Source organism: Pseudomonas sp. H9, assembly GCF_004353925.1.
In the GTDB taxonomy this organism is placed as follows: domain Bacteria; phylum Pseudomonadota; class Gammaproteobacteria; order Pseudomonadales; family Pseudomonadaceae; genus Aquipseudomonas.
Window position 1 is genome coordinate 88,112 of the sequence record NZ_SMOK01000016.1, and the last position, 22,382, is coordinate 110,493.

The window sequence follows — 22,382 nt, forward strand, 5'->3', positions numbered from 1 at the left end:
CCGCGATAGCGGTTTGTCAGATACACCGCTATCGCGGGGCAAGCCCGCGCCTACCGAAGGGGTTACTTGCGCCGGCTGACGCGGTCCACCAGGTACACCAGCCCGTGATAGTCGATGCCGCTGTGTTGAGACAGGCCGATCTCACAGGTGCGGCTGGTTGAAATACCCACCTCGCAGGTTTGCACGGCATCCTTGAGGCTGCGCAGCGCGTGGCGGTTCAGTTCAGGGGTGGTAAAGCCCTTGTCACCGGCAAAACCGCAGCAATGAATACCCTCGGGTATGACCACCTCGTTGGCGCAACGCCGGGCAATGTCGATCAGCGCCTGCGCCTCGCCCAGGTGCTGAGTGCTGCAAGTGACATGCACGGCAATCGGCGCCTCCTGCGGCTCGAACTCCAGGCGATCGAGCAATCGGCTACGGATGAAACGCACCGGGTCATGGATATCGAGGCGTTGGTCCGCCAGGTCCTTTACCAAGCGCAGCGTGCAGGGGCTGGTGTCGCAGTAGATCGGGTCAAGCCCGCCACGGCTGGCTTTGAGTAAGGCGTCGAGGACCTCCTGGCGTTTTTGATCGGCCTGCTGCGCATAGCCTTTGGAGGCGAAGGGCTGGCCACAACACAGTGCGTCGAGATTGTCCGGGAGCACCACCTGGTAGCCGCCCTTCTCCAACAAACTACAGGTCTTGTCGAACAGGCTTTGCTGTTCCTGCGCCTTGGCCGCCGGTCCCATGACCCGCGACACGCAGGCCGCCAGATACACCACCCGAGGCCGCTCATCTGCGTAGGCAGGTGCGGGCAACTGCAAGCGCTGCGCCGGCTGCGGCATCGTCGGGGTCCATTGCGGCAGTTTGCCCCCGCTGATTCTGCTCAAGGTTGCCGTGGTTCTGGCCAACAGCGGCGCGCCCAGCAGCCGGTGCGCCGTATGGGCTGCATGCAAGGTGAATCGCAGGCCCTGCGCCGCCGCGGCAAAATGCGCTGCCAGCCAGTTGGCCGCTGCGGGGCTAGCGGCCTGTGTACCACGCAGTTTGCGCACCAGATCACCGGTATTGATGCCCACCGGGCAACGCTGGGCGCACAGGCCGGTGGCCGCGCACGTGTCGAGGCCGTGGCGCTGGTAAGCGCGTTCCAGCTCGGTGGTATCGATGCCCGCACGTTTGCGCGCCTGAATGTCACGCCAGATGACGATGCGTTGACGCGGGGTCAGGGTCAGGCCATTGGCCGGGCAAACCGGCTCGCAGAAGCCACACTCGATGCACGTATCGACGATGTCATCGGCGGCGGGCATTGGCTTGAAGTTTTTCAGGTGAATCTGCGGATCTTCAGACAACACCACATCCGGGTTGAGGATGCCGTGCGGATCAAGCAAGCGCTTGATCGTCCACATCAACTGGTACGCCTCCGAGCCCCACTCCAACTCGACAAATGGCGCCATGTTGCGCCCGGTACCGTGCTCGGCTTTGAGCGCACCGCCGTATTCCACGGCCACCAGTTGGCTCACGTCACTCATGAAGGCCTCGTAGCGAGCGACCTGGGCCGGGTCATCGAAGCCCTGGGTGAAGACGAAATGCAGGTTCCCTTCCAGGGCATGGCCGAAAATGATCGCTTCGTCGTACCCATGCTTGTCAAACAACTGCAGCAGGCGATTGACGCCTTCGGCCAGTTGCTCGACGGGAAAGGTTACGTCTTCAATGATCACCGTGGTGCCGGTTTTGCGCACAGCACCAACGGCCGGGAAGGTGTCCTTGCGGATCCGCCATAGCTGGTTGTAAACCTGCGGGTCATCACTGAAATCGACCTGCTTCTCCACGGGAAACGGCGCAAGGGCGGCCATGACCTGGCGCAGTTGCTCTTGCAGCAGTGCCGCCGTTGCTGCCCGCGACTCGATCAGCAAGGCGCAGGCACCGGCGGACAGCCCGCGCACCCACTCGGGCATTCCGGCCATGTTTTCCACCGAGCGCAGGCTGCGCCGATCCAGCAACTCGACCGCCGCGACTGGCTGCTGCTTGAGCACCGGGACAGCCTTGCAGCAGGTCCCGACGTCGGGAAAGACGATCAGCGCACTGGCTTTGTGCGGGTGGTCCGGCACGGTGTCATAGGTCACCGCACTGATAAACCCCAGGGTACCTTCGGAGCCCACCATCAAATGGTTGAGGATTTCCAGCGGATCGTCGAAATCGATCAGTGCGTTGAGCGAAAAGCCAGTGGTGTTTTTCAACCGGTACTTGTGGCGGATCTTGCTGGCCAGGGCAGCATTGGCGCGGGTCTGGCGGCCGAGTTCGGCCAGCTGATCAAGCAACGCACCGTGGCTTGCACGAAAGGCGGCAACGCTGGCGGGGCTCTCGCTGTCCAGCACGGTGCCGTCAGCAAGCACCAGGCGCAGGCCCGCAAGGGTGTGATAGGTGTTCTGGGCAGTGCCGCAGCACATGCCACTGGAATTGTTGGCGACGATACCGCCAATCTTGGCCGCATTGATCGACGCCGGATCAGGCCCGATCTTGCGTTTGAACGGGGCCAGCGCGGCATTGGCCTGAGCACCGATCACACCGGGTTGCAGGCGAATTTGCTGGCCATTGCTACGGATGTCACGGCGGTTCCAATGATCGCCCAGCACAATCAATACCGAATCGGAAATCGCCTGGCCGGATAGGCTGGTGCCAGCGGCGCGGAAAGTCACCGGTACGCGCTCGGTCGTCGCCAGTTGCAGCAGCGCGACCACTTCCTGCTCAGATTCGACCCGCACCACCAGCTTGGGAATCAGCCGGTAAAAGCTGGCATCGGTGCCGAACGCGAGCGTTGAGAGCGGGTCATCGAAACGCCGGTCACGGGGAATCAGGCGCTCGACAGCGGTGCGGAATGTCGCGGGTAACATGGGGTGTCTCCATCCATCACCACGGCGACCAGGCGAGTGCGCACTGGTCGTCGCAGCGAGTCAAACGGGAGCGGTGCCGGGTGCACCGCTGAGGCATTGGCTACTTGGCCATGACGCTGTGAGAGCGGGCCGCCGAAACGGGCTGGCGCGCCTCGATCAGGCGGGCAAAGCGGCGCTTGCTCGCTTCGGGGTTGATGAGCAACAAACCAATGACACTGGTGACGATGCACAGCACACCCGCAACCACGAAGCCCTTGTCATAGCCCAGCGCAGGCGTTGCAGCGGCCTGAATGAACGCCCCCATCAAGGCAGGCGCGAGCAGGCCGCCAGTGGTGGCCAGGGCACTGTTGATGGACATCATCGAAGACCGCTGCGCGGCTGGCATGATCTCGGCAACGATGGCCGAGCTCAGTACAAAGGTGATCTGTGGCAGGTTGCAGCCGATGGCCAACAGAATGACTTTGAGCAAAGGATTGTGCACAGCGAACACAGCGAACAGGATCAACCCACCGCCGATCAGCACCAGCAACGAGGTCAGCCAACCACGGGCAAACTTCGAAGCCAGCCCGCTCCTCAACAGGCGCTGGGAGACCCAGGAGCCACCGAGCACGATTGGAATGTTGAAGGCCGTGAACACCATGAACATCCAGCCGGCATCCGTCGGGTCGTAGTGCATCACTTTGCCCATGTACGACGGCACCCAGGTGAACATCACCGAGAAGATCCAGTAGCTGGTCCAGTACATGAGCATGTTGGCCAGGAAGGTTCGGTCGGTGATCAGCAGCCAATACGGCAGTCTCGGCGCATTGGCATCGTCCTGCACGCTGCCCTGCTCATTGACCTGGCCTTCGGCACCGAAGTAAGCCCACAGCGCCATCCACACCAGGCTAGCCACCCCCAGCACCATGAACGCCGCGTGCCAGTTCCACTTCACCACCACAAAAGTCAGCAGCGGACCGGAGATCAGCAGCCCGGCCGTGACGCCCTGAAAGATCACCGCCGACGGCAGGTTGCGCTTGTCATTGGGGAACCACTTGTAACAGGAATGCAGCGCCAGCGGATACGCCGGCCCCTCCCCCATCCCCAGGAGGATGCGCGAGAAGTACAGCAGTGGAACGGAAGCCACAAAAGCCAGAGGAAACTGCGCCACACCCCAGATGCCAGCACACAGCATCAACAGTTTTTTTGAAGACACCCGCTCGGCAACGAAGCCAAAACCGATGGCCGACAACGAAAACAGCAGAAAGAAGCTACTGGCAATCATGCCGAACTCACCGGGAGAAAGCCCCAGATCGGCCATCAGGGGCGCAGCGACGATGCCGAGAATCGCCTTGTCCATGAAGTTGATCACCATGAACACGGCAAGCAGGATCGTGATGACCCAGGCATGCGTTTTGGTACTTTTAAAGCGAGCCATATCCCACCTCAGAATTGATGTTGAAACCATCGGGCCGTCGTGATGCGAACCGAAGTGGAATTAACTGATGCAATCTGCAACGACGTGGTTGGACACGATCCGTTTTCGCGGGCGGGCGCCTTCGACAGGGGTGGGAATAATGCTCAAGTTAGCAGGAAACGATGTTTGCACAGACATGGCGTTCTCCAGGCTGACTGACGGTACGGTGACCGCAGTCGATTTTGTTGTTGTTTTTCTTAACGCCAAATAACTATATAGCACTATAGTTACGAAGGTATAGCTTTTTCGAACCGTTCATCAGAAGACAGCCCGTGCCATGTGCCGGTCGACAATCAAGGATGGGGATGTGCAGAAGCGCCCGCAGGCCGTGCTTATGCAGGCAAGCGTGCATTCACGCGGGGCCAGAGGGTGGCCCCGCTACAAAGAGCCTGAGGGGATCAAGGCTCCAGATTGGCATCCAGACGCAAGCGGTATTCATTCGGTGGAATGAACGCCTCCTGGAAATACAGCGGCCGACCGTTGCTGCCTATGGCAAGAAATTCGAGCACCGCACCGACCGTGCCCTTTTCCAGCGCCAACTGCTCGCACACTTCATCCGGGAAGCGCTCGCAACGCAGCTTCTGGTCCAGGCTGGAGATGCTGATCTGGTACTGGTTGAACAGCAGCGCCTTGAAGTTCGCCCCGGCAAAATTCAGCAGCTCGGTCTCGGCGAAAGCCGGGAAACGATCACTGTCGATATAGAAGTGGCTGAAACACTGAAACAGTTCCTGCACGGCGAACACACGGTCAACCTTGACCACGGTACGCACGTTGGCGCCCAGCTTGTCGGCCCACTCGCTGCCGTCCAACCCGGTCTCCTGCCCCACCACTTCGGCATAGATCGGCAGAACGTTGCTGTCGCTGTCTTCGAAACGCAGGTGCATCGGCGACAGCATCGGCATCGCATGCTCGGCTACGAACGTGCCATGCCCGTGACGGCGGACGATAACTTTGGCCTGAACCAACTCGCGTAACGCCTTTTGCACCGTACCCAGGCTGAACGGGGTAATCGCCGCCAGCGTGGACTCGTTGGGCAACTGCGAACCGGGCCCCCAGTAACCATCATGAATCGCCGCCAACAACGCTTCGCGTAATTGCGCGTATTTGGGCAAGCCGAGCACTTCCTGTGGCTGATAACGATCGTAGAAATCGATCGCCTTTACTTCCGACATTTTTTGTTCTCCTTCAGACACTCCGCCGACAAGGCCAAAGCGTCGTTGACTAAAGCTATATAGCTTCATACTATAGCGCGTAATGCCCAAAAATGCTCCGCCCCGACTCCGCTTCCAGCCGCCCCCTACGGACGGCTAAAACCATCGCCGCGACTCAGGCAGGATGATCCATGGAACCACACTCGCTCGTCATCATTCTTCTCGCCGTGGCCGTTGGCAGCTACCTGCAAGCGTTAACCGGATTCGCCTTGGGCATTATCGTACTGGCGATCGCCGTACTCACCCACGCCGCGTCCATCAGTATCGTTGCCACCACGATCACCATCGTTGCCGTGCCCGGCATCGCCATCGCGCTGGCGCGTCATTGGCGGCATATTGACCGGGCATCGTTCATCCAGACCCTCGTTGGCTTGATTCCCGGCACGCTGCTGGGCCTGGCACTGCTCGCCAAAATGAGCAAAGAGCATACCGCGCTGCTGCAACTGTCGCTGGGCGGCCTGATCGTGGCAGGTGGTATTGCCCTGTTCATCAAACCCCAACCCCTGGCTTCCCGTTCCGGTCCCATCAGCTTTGCCCTCATGGGCCTGCTCGGCGGCTTGATGGGCGGCATGTTCAGCATACCGGGGCCGCCGCTGATCTATCACTACTATCGTCAGCCGGTGTCCCTTCAGACCATCCGTACCAGCTTGCTGGCGCTGTCGGGCGCCATGGCTTTGATCCGTTTGCTCATGCAGGGCCTGCAAGGCGAGCTGAACCAGGACGTCCTGTCGCTGGGCACCTTGTCGATACCGGTCGCCATATTGGCCAGTTGGCTGTATGTGCGCTTTCCACCCCGACTCTCCGACCTGAACCTGCGGCGCGGTGCCTTCGCGCTGTTTGTCGCCATGGGCGGATTCATCTCGCTCACGGCACTGGTGCCGGATGCCCTGCCCCCCGCAAACGCTTCTGCCGTTGTGTCACCCCATCACTCAACACCTGCACCTTGAATGTGCAGCCCCCCGCCCTAGAGATAAAAACAATGAAAATTCTACGGTTCAGCGCATTACCATCCCCGTTGCTTGGCCTGTCCAGCCTCGCCTTGTGCTGCAATGCCTCGGCGGCGTTCATCGCTGACAGTACCGCCAACCTGGACATTCGCAACTTCTACATGAACCGCGACTACCGACAGCCCGGTAGCCCGGAAACGCAGGATGAATGGACGCAGGGATTTGTCATGCATGCCGAGTCCGGCTTCACCGACACCCCGGTTGGCCTGGGGCTCGATGCCCATGCCGCGCTGGGGCTCAAACTGGATTCGGCCCGTGGTCGCAGCGGCGACAACGGTATCCTGCCGCAAAGCAGTGACGGTACACCCGCGAACGAGTTCAGCGAACTGAGTTTTACTGCAAAACTCAAGGTGTCCAAGAGTGTCTTGCGCCTGGGAACGCTCTACCCGACTCTGCCGGTGCTCAATTACAACTTCGGGCGACTGCTGCCTTCCAGTTACAGCGGCGGCATGCTGACCTCCAACGACATCGACAATCTGACCCTCAATGCCGGGCGCATCACCCAGGCCAACCTGCGTAACTCCAGCAGCTATGACCGCATCACGTATTACCGTGGTGGTGTTGAAAGTGATCATTTCGACTTTGCTGGCGGCAGCTTCAACGTCAGCCCACAGCTGAGCACCAGCTACTACTATGGCGAACTCAAAGACATCTACCGCCAGCACTTTCTCGGCCTCACCCACACCGCAGCGCTAAGCAAAAGCGCGAGCCTGCGCACCGACCTTCGCTACTTTCGCAGCAACGATGAAGGCATGGCAAAAATGGGCCGCTTTGCCAACAACACCTACAGCGCGATGCTCAGCCTGACCCTGGGTGGCCACAAGTTCAGCGGCGCCTACCAGCAAGTCGCCGGGGCTGGGGAGTTTCCCTTCATTGGCAATGATCCCTACGTCGCCAACCTGTCGTTCTACAACACCTTCACCCGCGAAGACGAGAAGTCCTGGCAGGCACGCTACGACTACAACTTCGCGGCACAGGGGCTACCGGGCCTGGCATTCATGGCCCGTTATGTCGACGGCGACCACGCCCGCGTCCAGCAAGGCGAACACGGTACCGAGCGCGAACGCAACATGGAGCTGACCTATACGCTGCAGAGCGGCCCGCTGAAGAACCTCTACCTACAGCTGCGCAATATCAATGTCCGTTCCGGCAGCGGGCTGACCCGCGATGTCGACGAAAACCGGGTACTGGTCGGCTACAAGATGATCGTCTGGTAAACACCTGCGGCGCGGGGTCATCCCGCGCCTACAAACGCTCGAGCACGGCCCAAAGCGAAACGGCGGCCAGGCACACCACCATGCCCCCCATCAGCATCACCGAAACCACATCGGCCCGATGGCGTTCCATGCGAATGGCCTGTGCACTGCGCCGGTAGCGACGTCGCTGTGTCAGGCCCAGGTACAACGCGGTCAGCAGGCTCAATAGTGCCAGCAGTGTCCCCAGTAAACCCTCGGCTTGAATCCAGCGCAGGAATGTACAGGCCACCACCACCCACAACAGCAGAGTGCGGCTCCAGGCCAGGGTGGTGCGTTCCGGCTGCAGCCCGGCGTCATCGTGCAACGCCTGAAGCGACAGCCCATCGGCTCGATGTCGGCCCATGCTTCAAAGCACCTGCGCCAACAACAGCACAGCGATCAACACCAACGTCACCAGTACCCCACCCATCGACAGCAGCGGTACCAGCAGCGGTAATGGCAACGGTGCTTTGTGCCGCATTGCCCGTTCAACGTTGAGCCAACGCAGGCACGCCGAAGCGCTGATCAGCATCGACAGCAGCAACAGCGAAACCGAAAGCGTCGTACGCACGGGTGGGGTGAACACATTCAGGGTAAATGCCTCGATAGCAATGCCGCCGGCCAGCAGTGCCAACGCGGTGCGGATCCAGGCCAGAAAGGTTCGCTCGTTGGCCAGGGTAAAACGTGGGTCGGGCTCACTGCCGCCGCGCAACAGCCGTGAAGCATGCCGACCGCGAGGGTTGCACTCAGTGCGGTTCAGGTCGTATTGTTGTGCCGTCATGAGAGTGTCTGCCTGCTCAATCCCAAAAGCAAAAATGCCCTCAACGGCAAGCTGCCGTGAGGGCGGTTTACTGCCGCCATGGGCGGGCTAAGCCTGCTGCCTGGCTTTTTCGACTGTCGCGGTGACGGCCGTGCGAGCGAACAAACGGACCTCATCCTCCTTGATCATGTCGGCCGCTTTTTCGGCAATCATCATCGCCGGGGCATTGGTGTTGCCGGAGATCAGCGTCGGCATGATCGACGCATCGACCACGCGCAGCCCTTCAAGGCCATGCACCCGCAGGCGCTCATCGACCACCGCCTCCGGACCGCGGCCCATTTTGCAAGTGCCCACCGGATGGAAAATCGACGAGCCGTTGCGACGCACGAAATTGAGCATGTCTTCATCCGTTTGCACCGACACACCGGGGTTGTACTCATCGGCGATGTAACCGGCCATGGCCTGGCTCGCGGCAAGCTGACGCGCCATCTTGAAACCACGCACCATGGTTTGCCGATCGTCCTCGGTGGCCAGGTAGTTGGGCTCGATCCACGGTGCATCCTTGGGATTGTTCGAACGAATACGCAGCTCGCCGCGACTGCTCGGGCGCAACTGACACACCGACATGGTGAAGCCCGGCCATGTGTGCGGCTTGCCCGCGGTCATGTCAGCGCTGAGGGTGCCAAAGTGAAACTGGATGTCGGGGGTCTGCTCCTGCGGTCGGCTCTTGGCGAACATGCAGCCTTGCTGAATGCCCACCGCCAGCGGCCCCTTGCGAAACAATGCCCACTTCATGCCGATCCAGGCCTGGCCCCACAGGGTACGCAATTGATCGTTGGTGGTGATTGGCCGGGTGCACTTGAACATGATGCGGATCTGCAAATGGTCCTGCAGGTTGCGGCCAACGCCGGGCAGCTCATGCACGACGTCAATGCCATGTTGCTCAAGTAGCTCACGCGGGCCGATCCCCGAAAGCTGCAGCAATTGCGGCGATTGCAAGGCGCCGGCGCACAGCAGAACTTCCTTGCGCGCCCTGGCGCTCACCGGTTGCCCTGCCCGCTCGTAAGCGACGCCCACCGCTCGCTTGCCCTTGAACAACACCTTGCTGGCCTGAGCGCTGGTTTCAATGGTCAGGTTCTTGCGATTGCGTGCAGGCTTGAGGTACGCCTTGGCCGCCGAACAGCGCCAGCCGTTGCGGGTGGTGAGCTGGAAATAGCCGACGCCTTCCTGCTGCGCACCATTGAAGTCATCATTGCGCGGTACCCCGATCTGGTTGGCACCGCGAATAAAGGCCTCGACCAATTCATTGCGTTCACGCAGATCCGATACATACAGCGGGCCGCTGCCGCCGTGGTACTCGCTTTCACCGCGCTCGTTGCATTCCATTTTCTTGAAATACGGCAGCACATTGCGCCAGCCCCAACCCTTGTTGCCCTGCGTCTCCCAGTGGTCATAGTCTTGCGCCTGGCCACGGATGTAGACCAGGCCGTTGATCGAACTGCAACCGCCCAAGGTTTTACCCCGTGGCCAGTAGATCGGACGGTTGTCCAGCGCTGGCACCGGCTCGGTGTGGAACGACCAGTTGTAGGTTGGGTTGAACATGGTCTTGCCATAGCCAATGGGCAAGTGAATCCAGAAGTGGCGGTCGTTCGGGCCCGCTTCAAGCAGTAGGACGGTGTTTTTTCCACCTTCACTCAGTCGGTTGGCCAAGGCGCATCCGGCCGACCCTGCGCCCACCACGATGTAGTCGTATTCAGGTGCGTTCATTGGTGACTCCCTCGCCGTGCCTCAGTTGAAATCCACCGCCACACCCGGCGGTGGCGAGTAACCCAGGTCGCCTCGGGCCACTACTGCTTCGCGGCCACCGTTGAGGGCGAGCAGCTCGGCCTGGCGCTTTCGGGCGCGGGCATCCACCTCTACGGGCAGGCAGACGGTTTCCAGCTTCGCGCGGTACTCGGCGACCAGCGTCTCGTTACCCGGAACTTCAGCGAGGTTGAGCAGCTCTTCCGGGTCTTCGAGCAGGTCGAACAGTTGCGGCGGGTAGTCGACGTAATGCACGTACTTGTAGCGCTCGTCACGGATCATGAAGGCGCCGGTCGCCGAACCCATGCCGTGGTACTCGGCAAACGCCAGTCGGTCGGCATCGGGTTGATTGGCCAGGCTGAACAACGACTCACCCGACAGCGATTTCTCAGCTTCGGTGGGTGCAATGCCGACCGCTTCGAGAATGGTTGGGTAAACGTCGATGTGGGTAATCGGGGTGGTCTTCTCAGCACCGACCGGAATGCCTTCACCGGCAATAATCAGCGGCACGCCGACGGCTTCCTCGAACATCGTCGACTTGCCCCAGAGGCCGCGGCTGCCCAAGTTGTCGCCGTGGTCGCTGGTGTAGATGATCCGGGTGTCATCGCTCAGGCCACAGCTTTGAAGGGTGCTCATCACCTTGCCGATGTTCTCGTCCAGGAAGCTGACCAGGCCGTAGTAGCCTGCCAGGGCGCGACGCACCTTGTCTTCGCTGTCGAAGAAGTCGTCGTAGGCAAAGCTTGACGCGTAATCCTTGAGGAAAGGATGGTTCGGGCGTTCAGCCTTGTCGTACAGCTTTGGCCACGGCAGGTTGTCATCCAGGTAGTAGCGATAGAAGTGCTCAGGCGGCGCGGTCAGCGGGAAATGCGGCGCGACGAACGAGACAAACAGTACCCAGGGCTGGTCCTGATATTTTGGCGCTTCTTCGCGCAACCAAGTCTGCGCCAACGCTGCGATATTACGGTCGTACATGGTGTAAGACGACTCGCCTGGGCCAGCCTGCCCGGCCATTTTCCAGGCACCGCCGCGACGTGGCAGGTCTTCGCGCACCAGGCCCATCAGGTCGCCTTTGCCCTCAATGACATGCATCGGCACGATTTCCTGGCTGAAGCCGTTGTCGTCATCGATTGAGCGAAAGTGCAGCTTGCCGATCGAGACGCAATGTTGCCCGGCGTCACGCACCCGATGGTGCCAGCTGGTCACCGAACCATCGTAGGGGTCGGCGTTGTCCCAGAAGCCCATCTGGTGGATGTAGCGCCCGGTGGCAAACGTCGCCCGTGCCGGAATGCACACCGGCGAGTTGCAGTAGGCCGAGGTGAACCGGGTGCCCGTGGCGGCAAGCGCGTCGAGGTTCGGCGTTTTGACGAAATCATTGCCGTAGCAGCCAAGGGCTTTAGGGTTATGTTCATCGGACATGAACACGATGAGGTTTTTGGCTTTATTCATTTCAGTCTCCAAAGCTATTGAGCCATAGCTTTCTTGCAGGGGATTTTTTACAGATCCAGCACCAGCAGCGAACTCTTGGAACGCGAGCAGCAGATCAGCAGGTGCTCCTGCTTCTCGTCGTCGCTGAGGATGAAATCGCGGTGATCGACTTCACCGTCGATGAAGCGGGTCTTGCAGGTGCCGCAGATACCGGCCTCGCATGAGGTTTCGCACGGCAGGCCGGCGTCGCGCAGGGCCTGGGCAATGCTTTTGCTGCTGGGGACATTCAGGGTCTGGCCGCTGCGCGACAGCGTGATCTGGAATTCACCGTCACTGTCGGTGCCAGTGCTTTGTGGCGCGACAGGTGCGGCAAAGTGTTCGAAATGCACGGTGCCTTGCGGCCAATGCTCGGTTGCTGCCTTGACGCCGGCCATCAGCCCGGCCGGGCCACAGCAGTACACATGCGTGCCGGGCTGGTGATGCATCAGCAGTTCACGGATGTCCAGGCGGCGGGCTGGATCGCCACCGTCGTAGTGGATGACCACGCGCTTGTCGAGCAGCGGCGCCAAGCGCTCTTTGAACGCCGTGCGTTCAGGGTTCTCGCCACAGTAATACAGTATGTATTCGGCGCCGCTCGCTTCAAACTGCTCAAGCATCGCCATCATCGGCGTGACGCCGATGCCGCCGCCGATCAATAGGTGGCGCTGGGCCTTGTCGGCGACCGGGAAATGGTTGCGTGGCTCGGAAATCTGCAGCAGATCGCCAGCCTTGACGTTGGTGTGCAAGCTACGCGAGCCGCCTCGGCCGTCGGCAACGTTCAATACGCCGATCACATAGCGATCCCGCTCATGTGGGCTGTTGCACAGCGAATACTGGCGAATGAAGCCGCCGGGCAGGTGCACATCCAGATGCGCACCGGCAGTGAATGGGGGCAAGGGTTTGCCTGCCGGATCGACGAACTCGAAGGTATTGATACCGGTCGCCTGGTTCTCGATGCACCGTACTTTGACTGTTTGCATGCTGCGCCTCGATCTTTGTTGTTGTCTGGGCGATGAGTCGTCAGAGCGTCGGGCCTGACCTGGCCAAGCCCGACAAACCGATCAACGCTTCTGGAAGAGTTGTTGATCGTCGAGCTCATCAAGACGCTGGCGCACATAGGCGTCGCGCTCACGGGCCGGGAAACGGTCGGCATCCTTCATCACACCGATGACCTTGCGGTTGATTTCCAGCAGCAACTCACGGTCGGCACGGGCCGGATCACGGGGGATTTTCAACACCGAGTCCTGGGAGTACATGGCCAACGGGTCATCGCTGTTGAGATCGGCACGCCCCACCGGTTTGCCTTCGGCCAACTTGCGCGCGGCATCGCGGAGCAACTTGCGGCACAGGTAGACACCAATGTCGGAACGCCCCGGGTGCTCCATGCCATGAATCGCGATCGGGCGCTGGCTGACCAATGCTTCCCAGTCGCCCGGTGCTCGCTGGCCTTCTTCATAAGTACGGCTGCCGGTCTGGCCTTCGAGGAAGTCGATCTTGTCGACGCCGCAATCTTCCTTGCAGCCCAGATGGCGTGGGTCGACTTCATCGTTGAAATGCCGCCAGCCGAAGAGAATGGTGTTGGTGTCATCGACCGGCACATGCCAACGGCTCATGGCCACTGTGGAATGGCGCTCTTCGGCCGCCGACGGCACCAGCGAGCCAATCTGGCACAGGTGCGGGAAGGTCATTTCGGTGATGCGCACCCAGACCTTGTCTTCGGCCACCCGGCGCCCGGCGACGAAGGCAACACCATTACCTTCACGCGTCGGCTCCCAGTGCATGACCGGCATGTCGCCGAAACCTTCCAGCGACACCCCGGCGGCGGTCGCGGCGTCGACACCTTCGACGGTCATGTTGTTATGCAGCACGGCGGTGTGCATGTGGTCCATGATGTTTTCGAACACCTGCAACCAGTTGCACGGGTAAACGTTGGAGAACGCCACCAACTCGGTGCCGGCCGGCTGGGTGAAGGATTCATACTCAGGGAACTTCGGTTTCTGATCCGGCGGCCCCATATAGGCAAACACCAAGCCATGGCGTTCGAATGCCGGGTACGCGGGCTGGCAAACGCTGTCTTTGAGTTTGCTGTCTTCCGGCTCGCAAGGGGTTTCCATCAGCGTGCCGTCCACGCCCCACTTCCAGCCGTGATAGCAGCAACGAATGCCGTGGTCCTGGATGATGCCGAACTCCAGCGAAGCACCGCGGTGAGCACAGTGGCGATGCAGCACACCGACCTCACCGCTGCGGTCCCGGAACGCCACCAGGTCTTCTCCGAGAATGCGGATCGCCTTGGGCAGTTCGCCCAGCTCTTGCGACAGGCACACCGGGTGCCAGAAGCGGCGCATGTACTCGCCCATTTCGGAGCCTGGGCCAACACGGGTCAGCTCGGCATCTTCGGTCGGAATGATGTTGTAGTGGTAGCCACCGTAAGGAATGTTCTGCGCTTTACCATCTGCACGGCTCATGGATAGATCCTCATCGTTACTATTGTTGTTAGGGGAAACATCACTTCATGGACTAAACAGCACTTGCCTGGCTGACAAAGCGCGTTTGCAAATACGCATCCAACCCTTCAGGGCCACCTTCATGGCCGATGCCGCTTTGCTTGGTGCCGCTGATCGGCGCATCGGCCAACGCGGGGGTAAAGCTGTTGATGCCAATCCAGCCGGCATCGAAGGCTTCGCTGACCTCGGCAGCACGTTTGATTGACTGGGTAAAGGCATACGCTGCCAGACCGAAATCCACGCCATTGGCGCGCTGCATGACCTCGTCGAAATCGTTGAAAGGCATGATCGGAGCGACGGGGCAGAACGGCTCCTCGTGCAGGATGCGCGACAGCGGATCGAGATCGGTCAGCACCGTGGGCTGGAAGAAGTAGCCGAGATCGAACAATCGGTTACCGCCGGCGGCGACCGTGGCACCGCGCGATTTTGCGTCGGCTACCAATTCCATCGTCGACTCAAGGCGGCGCGCGTTGGCCAGGGGGCCCATGCTGATACCGGCTTCCAGGCCGTTGCCGACCTTTACAGCATTGGCGAACTCGACAAAGTGGCGGGTGAAAGCTTCATACACCCGCTCATGGACAAAGAAGCGGCTTGCCGACACGCAGACCTGACCTGCGTTACGGAACTTGAAACCGGCACAGGCACGCGCCACCGCCTGCACATCGACATCGTCGAAGACCACCACCGGCGAGTGTCCGCCCAGTTCCATGGTGACGGGCTTGAGCTGCTTGGCTGCCAGGGTACTGAGCAGACGCCCGACAGGGACCGAGCCGGTGAACGACACCTTGCGGGTAATCGGCGATGCAATGAGCCGATCGGACACCTGACTCGGCTCGCCGAACAGCATGTTGATTACACCCTTGGGCAGACCGGCATCAACGAACGCGCGGATCACGCCGACACACACACCCGGCGTTTCTTCGGCGGGTTTGACGATCACCGAACACCCGGCGGCCAAGGCGGCAGCCACCTTGCGCGCTACCAACACAGCCGGGAAGTTCCAGGGGGCGAATGCTGCGACCGGACCAATCGGGCGCTTGACCGTCGTCTGCACCAGCTCTGGCTGACGCGGCGGCAGCAGGCGGCCATAGGCGCGTTTGCCCTCCTCGGCACACCAGCGGATGGTTTCGACCACGCGATCGATTTCACCGCGGGCGTCGGCCAGAGGTTTGCCGTTTTCCAGAGTGAGTATGCGGGCCAGCTGTTCGCGGCGAACCTGAATCAAGTCGGCTGCGCGCTCCATCACTACCTGGCGATCCCAGGCGGAGGTTGTGCGCCAGACCTGGAATCCTTCCTGCGCAGATGCCAGTGCGTCGGCGATGTCCTGCTCACTCGCCAGCGGAAGTTCGGCCAGTACGTCTTCGGTAGCGGGGTTGACCACCGGAATCGTTTGACGGCCCTCGCCCGCGCGCCATTGACCATCGATATACAAACCTAGCTCTACGTCATACATGGATCTTGCTCCTGCTGGTTGTCGGGGCGGTGAAGCGAGGGCGGGTTGCGCCTGGATGATTTTTTAAATCCTGCATAACTATATAGCTATATCTGAAAAACTGTCAAACCCTTCGCGCCGAGGTTTTTGCAAAGGCAGCAGGCAGCCGATGGCCGCTCCAGGGGAGATACAGGTTGAGAGAGGATGTGGGGGTATCGCGGGGCAAGCCCGCTCCCACCAGGGTTTCAAAGTCTCTGTGGGAGCGGGCTTGCCCCGCGAAGCAAACACTGCGGTGGATGGCACGGGCATCGCCCGTGTTCGCGGCGCTTCGACGCCTCGATGAATCCGCTCCCACACAGAGTGTGTAAGACAGTTGCACCCACTATCGGGAGGGGTTATTGGGCCAGGGCTTTGGCCAAGCGGCGCACTGCTGATTCGATTTCATGCGCTGTTAACGAGGAGTAGCCGAGCAACCAGCCTTCCTGCTTCGCTTCCCCTGCGTACAGGCGGCTCAGCCCGGACAGCTGAATGCCCACGCTGGCGGCTTGTTTGAGTGTGTCGGCTTCTGACCAACCGGCATGCAGCAAGCAGGGAATCTGCAACCCGCCCGGTGGATGCAGGGCGGTGACAATGCCGTTCAGGTGCGTGCCAATGGCATCGAGCAGTACCGCTCGACGTTCTGCATAGAGTTTGCGCATCGCTCTGACATGGGCGTTGTAATGGCCGTCATCCATGAACCGCGCCAAAGTCAGTTGCAGGGTCTGAGGGGTGTGGCCGTCCATCACACTGCGGGCATAGGTGAACGGTTTGACCAACTCAGGGGGTAAAACCATGTAGCCCATGCGCAAGCCTGGATAGAGGGTTTTGCTGAACGTGCCGACATACAGGGTTCGATGGTAGGTATCCAGGCCCTGCACGCAGGCCGTAGGTTGCCCTTCATAGTGAAACTCGCTGTCGTAGTCATCTTCGATGATCCACTTGCGCTTCTGCGCAGCCCAGGCGATCAACGCGAGCCTGCGTTCCAGCGACAGGGTGACGCCGGTGGGGTATTGATGAGAGGGTGTCACGTACACGCATTGAGCACCGCTGCGGTCGGCCAGCAGCACATCGGTGCGCAGCCCTGCCCCATCGACATCAATTGGCAAGACCCTGGCTTCTGCAGCCTGGAACGCTTTCCTTGCGCCGAAATAGCCCGGATTTTCCATGAGGATCGGTTTGTCGGCATCTACCAGCAACTGCGCACAAAGAAACAGCGCCTGGCGAGTGCTGCTCAAAATCAGAATCTGCTCAGGTGAACATTTCGCGCCGCGCTCAAGGTTCAGGTAGGTGGCAATCGACTTGCGCAGTGGCTCAGCGCCTTGCGAGTCACCGTGCAGCAAAATGTGCGCACGGTAGTCTTTCACCACTTGGCGCTGTAAACGCTCCCACACCGCAACCGGAAAGTTGCGGGTTTCCGGTAACCCGGTGGCAAATGCCTTGACCACTTGCTGGTCGCTGACACCACCGCTGTCGAAGATCATCCGCCCGCGCTGGCTCAGGCCTTCGCCGGGCACGAGTTGCAGGTGCTCAGGAGCTTGCACTTTGAGCCGTCGCTTGGCTGCGCCGCGCAACTCCGGGCCCAGACGCTCACAGACAAAACTGCCTGACCCTCCCCGACGCACGATGTAACCATCGCGATGCAGTTGCACATAGGCATTTTCGACAGTGTCGCGAGCAACCCCGAGCGACGTCGCCAGCCCACGTGTTGCCGGAAGCTTTGCCCCCGGCTGCAAGACACCTTCAAGTATCAGCGCGCGCAGTGCCCGTTGGATACGCTGGTGCAAATCCAGTTGCTGAAACTCGCTGTCGTTGATGCGGATCTTTAGCGTGTCCAGCTCAAATGCAGTTGCCATGCGGTCTGCTCTAGGTGCGGCAAGTGGATGGCTCAACCATACCATTGTCACGGTACAAATCAGTCACCGTTTCCACCGTCACTAAGGATTGACCATGACCGCCGTACAACAGGAGTTATCGATTCGCCCGGTAGTAAAAAAAGACTTCGACCAGTGGTACCCGTACTGGGCTGAGTATCAAGCGTTCTACAACGTGGATTTAAGCGCAGAGACGACCAGCACAACCTGGCGCCGCTTCTTCGACGCCAACGAACCGGTGCACTGCGCAGTCGCCTGCGACGGCGAAAACATCTACGGATTCGTCCACTACGTTTTTCACCGCTCAACCTGGGGCTGCAATGATTTCTGCTACCTGGAAGATCTGTACGTCTGCCCCAGCGTGCGGGGCCAGATGATCGGTAAAAAACTGATCGAGTATGTGCAAGGTCAGGCCCGGGAAAACACCTGTGACCGGCTTTACTGGCACACCCAGCAGAGCAATCACACCGCCCAACGACTTTACGACTGGATTGCCGAAAAGCCTGGCGTGATCGAGTACAGAATGCCGCTGGATGCAACGGCGTAAAGGGGCTGGGTTTGGCCGTGGACTCAAGCTTCCTCGGCCAGACACCTCACGCGGTGGCAGTCAGACGCCTCAACGGGCTGACCACTCGCGGAGCGAACCACCATCGGCATGAGCGGTTGCCCAGAGGCGTTGTCTAGCAACACCGAGCGTGTCTCATGCGGTTTGAACAGATGACGCTCCCCCCACTGGCGCATGCTAACCATGATCGGAAACACTTCGCGCCCTTTCTGTGTCAGCACATATTCCTTGTAAGCGCTGCCGTCCGACGCCGGGCGGATGTCGAATATCCCGACCTCCACCAATGCTTTCAACCGCGTTGTCAAAATGTTCTTGGCAACGCCCAGGTGCTTCTGAAAATCGCTAAAGCGGCGAACGTCGTCAAAGGCGTCGCGGATGATCATCAGCGACCAACGATCACCAATGACCTCTAGCGTTCTGGCCACCGGGCATTCAGTGCTGTGGGAAAGCTCGTCTTCGTTCATGGATTCACCCCCCGAAAACTGGTTGCAATTTAAAACCAGATTGCGCAAGAATCCAATCCAGTTGCTAATTGAAACCAGTTTACCGACAGGAAAGGCGTTATGACAGCTGAGATCAGATTGCCGCTTGGCCTTTCCCCAATGCTCACGCTGCTTTTTTCTGTCACCTGCGCGCTGGCGGTAGCCAACGTGTACTTTGCCCAGCCCTTGCTTGACTCGATGGCCGAGAGCCTGAATGTCGCCCCCGCGATGATCGGCATCGTGGTTAGCGCGACGCAGGTCGGTTACGCCGTAGGATTACTGCTGATTGTCCCGCTAGGCGATTTGCTCAACCGCAAACAGCTGATGCTGAGCCAGGTTGTGCTGTCGGCCATTGCCCTCGCCGCCGTCGGTGCAGCACAAGCCTGGCTGGCGTTGCTCGGCGCCATGACCGTTGTTGGCTTGATGGCTGTGGTCGTTCAAGTGCTGGTGGCTTATACCGCTGTGCTGGCAACACCCTCACAGCGAGGCCAAGCCGTCGGGACCGTCACCAGCGGCATTGTCCTGGGGATCCTTCTGGCTCGTTTCACTTCAGGCTTGATCGCCGACCTGGCGGGTTGGCGCGCGGTGTATTTTCTGTCTTCGGGGCTGATGCTCAGCCTTGCAGCAGTGCTGTGGTACAAGGTGCCTGATAGCCCACCAGCACAGCCCCGCACCTCATATTTCAGCCTCATTCGCTCGCTGTTCACCTTGCTGATGAGCGAACCCGTGTTGCAGGCCCGCGGCCTGCTGGCGTTACTCATCTTCGCGGCATTCTCCGTGTTATGGACGGCGATGGTCCTACCCTTGAGCGCCCCGCCGCTGTCCCTCTCGCACACCGCCATCGGCCTGTTCGGCCTGGCGGGTGTCGCCGGGGCCCTGGCGGCTAGACGCGCCGGGCGCTGGGCCGACCAAGGCCTGGGGCAGAAAGTCACCGGCTTGGCATTGGGCCTGTTGACACTGTCATGGTTGCCCATCAGCTTCGCGCAGACCTCGCTGCTGGCCCTTGCCTGCGGTGTGATCCTGCTCGACTTCGCCGTGCAAGCCGTGCATGTGACCAACCAGAGCTTGATTTTCGCCACGCGCCCTGACGCCCAAAGCCGTATGGTCGGTGCTTACATGTGCTTTTACTCAATCGGTAGTGCGCTCGGCGCAGTGGCGGCGACTCAGGTTTATGCACGCTGGGGATGGGATGCGGTCAGCCTGTTGGGGGCGTCGATCAGTGCTGCGGCGATGCTTTGCCACCGACATGGGCGAAAGGTTTGAGGTATACAATGGCGCGTTCTCCAAAATCTCCACAGGAACTCGCAATGCCCCCAGGCAAACGTGAACTGGCGCGCATCGAACGCCGGTTGATTGCAACACTCACCGACGCCTGCGAAACCGCAAAAGGCGAAATCAAAGGTTTTACCTGGCTCACCCACACGGCTGACCTGCAAGCGTTGGCTGAAACCCTGAAGATCATCTGGGTGTTTGAGACTTTGGCCGACAAACAACTCGCTCTGGCGAAGGCAAAGACACGCATCTTTGAACTCACCGCCATCGCGCTGCAAGAGGCCGACATTCACCTGATCCCTTCAGACCACACTGTCCGCTTCGACTCCGAGGAAGAATGCCAGCGTACGCATGGTGGTGATTGGCAGAAACGCCTAAGTGTATTGCGCTGATGGCTAAAGAAATCGAAAACCCCTGCATCTCGGTTTGCCAACTGAGTGGCGACTTGTGCGTGAGTTGCGGGCGTAGCAAGGAAGAGATCAAAAAGTGGAAACGCATGAAGCGGCCGGAAAAAATGGCCGCTGTGCAAAAAGCGAGTGCGCGCTTGAAAGCACTGAAAAAATCACGCGGCTAGTACGCTGTAGGAGCGGGCTTGCCCCGCGATAGCGGAGTGTCAGACACACCGCAATCGCGGGGCAAGCCCGTTCCTACAGCCGCGCTTAGCGCGATGCCCAGGCGTTGAAGCGTTGCTCCAGATGCTCACCGTGATCAGCCCAGAACAAGGCATCTACCGCTACCTGTTGGGCAAGGTTTTCCGGTGCAGTCGGTAGCTCGGCGATGCGCGCCTTGTCGAGCAGGTCCATCGCCTGCAGGTTGGCAGCACCATAGTCGATGTGCTCGGCGAAGCTTTTCTGCTGCTGCGGCTCCAGCGAGAAGGCAATGAATTCGCGGGTTTTCTCCTGGCGTGAGGCGCCACGTGGAATGGCCCACGAGTCGAACTCGTACAGCCCACCCGACCAGACGATTTTCAGGTCATAGGTTTTGCGCTGCTCTGCAGAAAGACGCCCGTTGTACACCGAGCTCATCACCACATCGCCGGCCGCGAGGTATTGGGGTGGTTGCGCACCGGCCTCCCACCATTGGATGTGCGGCTTGATCTGGTCGAGCTTGGCGAAGGCGCGGTCCTGGCCGGCTTCAGTGGCCAACAGCGTGTACACGTCGCTCAGTGGGACACCATCAGCGATCAAGGCAAACTCCAACGTCGACTTGGCCAGTTTGCGCAAGCCGCGCTTGCCGGGGAAGCGCTCGACATCCCAGAAGTCTTTCCAACTGGTAGGTGCCTCTTTCAACTTACTGGCGTTGTAGGCCAGTACCGTTGAATACACGAGGAAGCCAATGCCGCACGGCTGGATGGCGCCGGGGACGAAGTCTTCATTCTTGAGGCCAATCTGTGCAGGGTCGAGGGTTTCGAACATGCCCTCGTCACAACCGCGGGCAAGCTCGGCGGACTCCACCTCCACGGCGTCCCAGGAGACGCTACGGGTGTCGACCATGGCTTTGACCTTGGCCATTTCGCCGTTGTATTCCCCGGAAATGATTTTGCTGCCGCTGGCTTGCTGCCAGGGTTTGTAGAAGGCCTTGACCTGGGCCTCTTTGTTGGCGCCACCGAACGATACGATGGTGAGGTCGGCCGCAAGGCCGTGACTGGCAGCTGCTAACCCCGTTACCAGCGCTGCGAATTTCAGAGTCTTGATCATTATTGTTATCTCCTACTGTCCAAGGGTGATGGCAAATCACTCAAGACACCGGGATTAACCAAGCCTTCCCAGGCGTGAGACATCCGGGTCTCGCTCCATTCGAGGCGTAAGGTGGCATGGAAGGAACGGTAGTAAGACCTTGCTTTTCTAACGCTCAGATCAGTAGCCGCTAAACTTTGGCGCGCAAGTGACCGACCTGTTGCTATTTGCCTATTGATAGCCGCCCGCGTATCGTCGCGCGCCCTTCACTCTGAAATGGAATTTGAAGCATGTCAGCGCCCCGCATCCGCGCCCTCGCCCTGTGCGTTTTTCATCATCAAGGAAAGATTCTGGTCAACCAGTTCCATGATGCCGACGCCAACAAGACCCTGTTTCGCCCTATCGGCGGTGGCATCGAATTCGGGGAGCGCAGCGTGGATGCCATTGCCAGGGAAGTGCAGGAAGAGCTGAACCAGCCGATCACTGCGGTTCAACTGCTTGGCACCCTGGAAAGTATCTTCACTTACGCTGGCAAACCCGGGCATGAGTTTGTGCAAGTGTTCGATGCACAATTCAGCGATCCGAGCCTCTACGAACAACCTTGGCTGATTGGTCATGAATCCGATGGTGCGCCGTTCAAGGCCACCTGGCGTGACAGCTCAAGCTTCAGCGCTGACTCGCCGCTGGTGCCTGAAGGGCTGTACGACCTGCTCAAGGCCGCCAAATTGCTGTAGGGTC

The 22,382-nt window shown here is 60.0% G+C and carries 20 protein-coding genes; 7 read left to right on the plus strand and 13 right to left on the minus strand.

The genetic code is table 11. The features are described from left to right. Positions 1 to 62: 62 nt before the first annotated feature. The 3 genes from E1573_RS13795 to E1573_RS13805 form a co-directional block, all read right to left on the minus strand. Positions 63 to 2,867: an FAD-binding and (Fe-S)-binding domain-containing protein gene (locus E1573_RS13795; protein ID WP_133214541.1), complete on the minus strand. Its 2,805-nt coding sequence runs from the start codon at positions 2,865 to 2,867 to the stop codon at positions 63 to 65. A gap of 100 nt (positions 2,868 to 2,967) precedes the next feature. Beyond that, positions 2,968 to 4,284, minus strand: a complete 1,317-nt coding sequence (locus E1573_RS13800; protein ID WP_218568378.1) for an MFS transporter — start codon at positions 4,282 to 4,284, stop codon at positions 2,968 to 2,970. A 437-nt stretch (positions 4,285 to 4,721) separates the two neighbouring features. Next, on the minus strand, positions 4,722 to 5,495 hold the full coding sequence (locus E1573_RS13805; protein WP_165957327.1) for a GntR family transcriptional regulator: 774 nt from the start codon (positions 5,493 to 5,495) through the stop codon (positions 4,722 to 4,724). A 170-nt stretch (positions 5,496 to 5,665) separates the two neighbouring features. Between E1573_RS13805 and E1573_RS13810 the strand changes: the two genes are divergently transcribed. Beyond that, positions 5,666 to 6,481: a TSUP family transporter gene (locus tag E1573_RS13810; protein WP_133214545.1), complete on the plus strand. Its 816-nt coding sequence runs from the start codon at positions 5,666 to 5,668 to the stop codon at positions 6,479 to 6,481. A 32-nt stretch (positions 6,482 to 6,513) separates the two neighbouring features. After that, positions 6,514 to 7,758: an OprD family porin gene (locus E1573_RS13815; protein ID WP_133214547.1), complete on the plus strand. Its 1,245-nt coding sequence runs from the start codon at positions 6,514 to 6,516 to the stop codon at positions 7,756 to 7,758. 28 nt (positions 7,759 to 7,786) lie between these two features. On the opposite strand, the gene E1573_RS13820 is transcribed toward E1573_RS13815, so the two are convergent. The 8 genes from E1573_RS13820 to E1573_RS13855 form a co-directional block, all read right to left on the minus strand. Continuing rightward, complete coding sequence (locus tag E1573_RS13820; RefSeq protein ID WP_133214549.1) at positions 7,787 to 8,140, minus strand: DUF202 domain-containing protein; 354 nt, start codon at positions 8,138 to 8,140, stop codon at positions 7,787 to 7,789. Between the two features lie 3 nt (positions 8,141 to 8,143). Continuing rightward, the gene (locus tag E1573_RS13825) at positions 8,144 to 8,557 is read right to left on the minus strand and encodes a YidH family protein (RefSeq protein ID WP_133214551.1); all 414 of its coding nucleotides are present in this window, start codon (positions 8,555 to 8,557) and stop codon (positions 8,144 to 8,146) included. Between the two features lie 87 nt (positions 8,558 to 8,644). Next, positions 8,645 to 10,303 carry a GMC family oxidoreductase gene (locus E1573_RS13830; RefSeq protein WP_133214553.1) on the minus strand — a complete coding sequence of 553 codons (1,659 nt, stop codon included), beginning with the start codon at positions 10,301 to 10,303 and terminating at the stop codon, positions 8,645 to 8,647. 21 nt (positions 10,304 to 10,324) lie between these two features. Continuing rightward, complete coding sequence (locus E1573_RS13835) at positions 10,325 to 11,785, minus strand: sulfatase-like hydrolase/transferase (protein WP_133214555.1); 1,461 nt, start codon at positions 11,783 to 11,785, stop codon at positions 10,325 to 10,327. Positions 11,786 to 11,832: 47 nt separating this feature from the next. After that, positions 11,833 to 12,783 carry a PDR/VanB family oxidoreductase gene (locus tag E1573_RS13840; protein ID WP_133214557.1) on the minus strand — a complete coding sequence of 317 codons (951 nt, stop codon included), beginning with the start codon at positions 12,781 to 12,783 and terminating at the stop codon, positions 11,833 to 11,835. Between the two features lie 81 nt (positions 12,784 to 12,864). Then, complete coding sequence (locus E1573_RS13845; protein WP_133214559.1) at positions 12,865 to 14,268, minus strand: Rieske 2Fe-2S domain-containing protein; 1,404 nt, start codon at positions 14,266 to 14,268, stop codon at positions 12,865 to 12,867. Between the two features lie 52 nt (positions 14,269 to 14,320). Continuing rightward, positions 14,321 to 15,760 (minus strand): NAD-dependent succinate-semialdehyde dehydrogenase, encoded by a 1,440-nt coding sequence (locus E1573_RS13850; protein ID WP_133214561.1) that lies wholly within the window; start codon positions 15,758 to 15,760, stop codon positions 14,321 to 14,323. A gap of 374 nt (positions 15,761 to 16,134) precedes the next feature. Next, a complete protein-coding gene (locus E1573_RS13855; RefSeq protein WP_133214563.1) occupies positions 16,135 to 17,631 on the minus strand; it encodes a PLP-dependent aminotransferase family protein in 1,497 nt (498 codons plus the stop codon). A 94-nt stretch (positions 17,632 to 17,725) separates the two neighbouring features. Here E1573_RS13855 and E1573_RS13860 point away from each other — a divergent pair, with 94 nt between their 5' ends. Beyond that, entirely contained in the window at positions 17,726 to 18,196 is a 471-nt protein-coding gene (locus E1573_RS13860) for a GNAT family N-acetyltransferase (protein ID WP_133214565.1), read from the plus strand. Between the two features lie 23 nt (positions 18,197 to 18,219). Here the strand turns inward: E1573_RS13860 and E1573_RS13865 are convergent, their stop codons facing one another. Further along, positions 18,220 to 18,678 (minus strand): helix-turn-helix domain-containing protein, encoded by a 459-nt coding sequence (locus E1573_RS13865; protein WP_133214567.1) that lies wholly within the window; start codon positions 18,676 to 18,678, stop codon positions 18,220 to 18,222. A gap of 99 nt (positions 18,679 to 18,777) precedes the next feature. Between E1573_RS13865 and E1573_RS13870 the strand changes: the two genes are divergently transcribed. The 3 genes from E1573_RS13870 to E1573_RS13880 are packed head-to-tail and all read left to right on the plus strand — an operon-like array spanning position 18,778 to position 20,542. Then, entirely contained in the window at positions 18,778 to 19,959 is a 1,182-nt protein-coding gene (locus tag E1573_RS13870; protein ID WP_133214569.1) for an MFS transporter, read from the plus strand. Positions 19,960 to 20,003: 44 nt separating this feature from the next. After that, positions 20,004 to 20,360, plus strand: coding sequence for a hypothetical protein (locus E1573_RS13875; RefSeq protein ID WP_133214595.1), 357 nt, complete (start codon positions 20,004 to 20,006; stop codon positions 20,358 to 20,360). Next, the gene (locus E1573_RS13880) at positions 20,360 to 20,542 is read left to right on the plus strand and encodes a DUF1289 domain-containing protein (RefSeq protein ID WP_133214571.1); all 183 of its coding nucleotides are present in this window, start codon (positions 20,360 to 20,362) and stop codon (positions 20,540 to 20,542) included. The genes E1573_RS13875 and E1573_RS13880 overlap by 1 nt, the downstream gene beginning before the upstream one ends. An 85-nt stretch (positions 20,543 to 20,627) precedes the next feature. Here E1573_RS13880 and E1573_RS13885 read toward each other — a convergent pair whose 3' ends face one another. Further along, positions 20,628 to 21,665, minus strand: a complete 1,038-nt coding sequence (locus E1573_RS13885) for an ABC transporter substrate-binding protein (RefSeq protein WP_133214573.1) — start codon at positions 21,663 to 21,665, stop codon at positions 20,628 to 20,630. Between the two features lie 269 nt (positions 21,666 to 21,934). Here E1573_RS13885 and E1573_RS13890 point away from each other — a divergent pair, with 269 nt between their 5' ends. Next, complete coding sequence (locus E1573_RS13890; RefSeq protein ID WP_133214575.1) at positions 21,935 to 22,378, plus strand: NUDIX hydrolase; 444 nt, start codon at positions 21,935 to 21,937, stop codon at positions 22,376 to 22,378. The last annotated feature ends 4 nt before the right edge of the window (positions 22,379 to 22,382 follow it).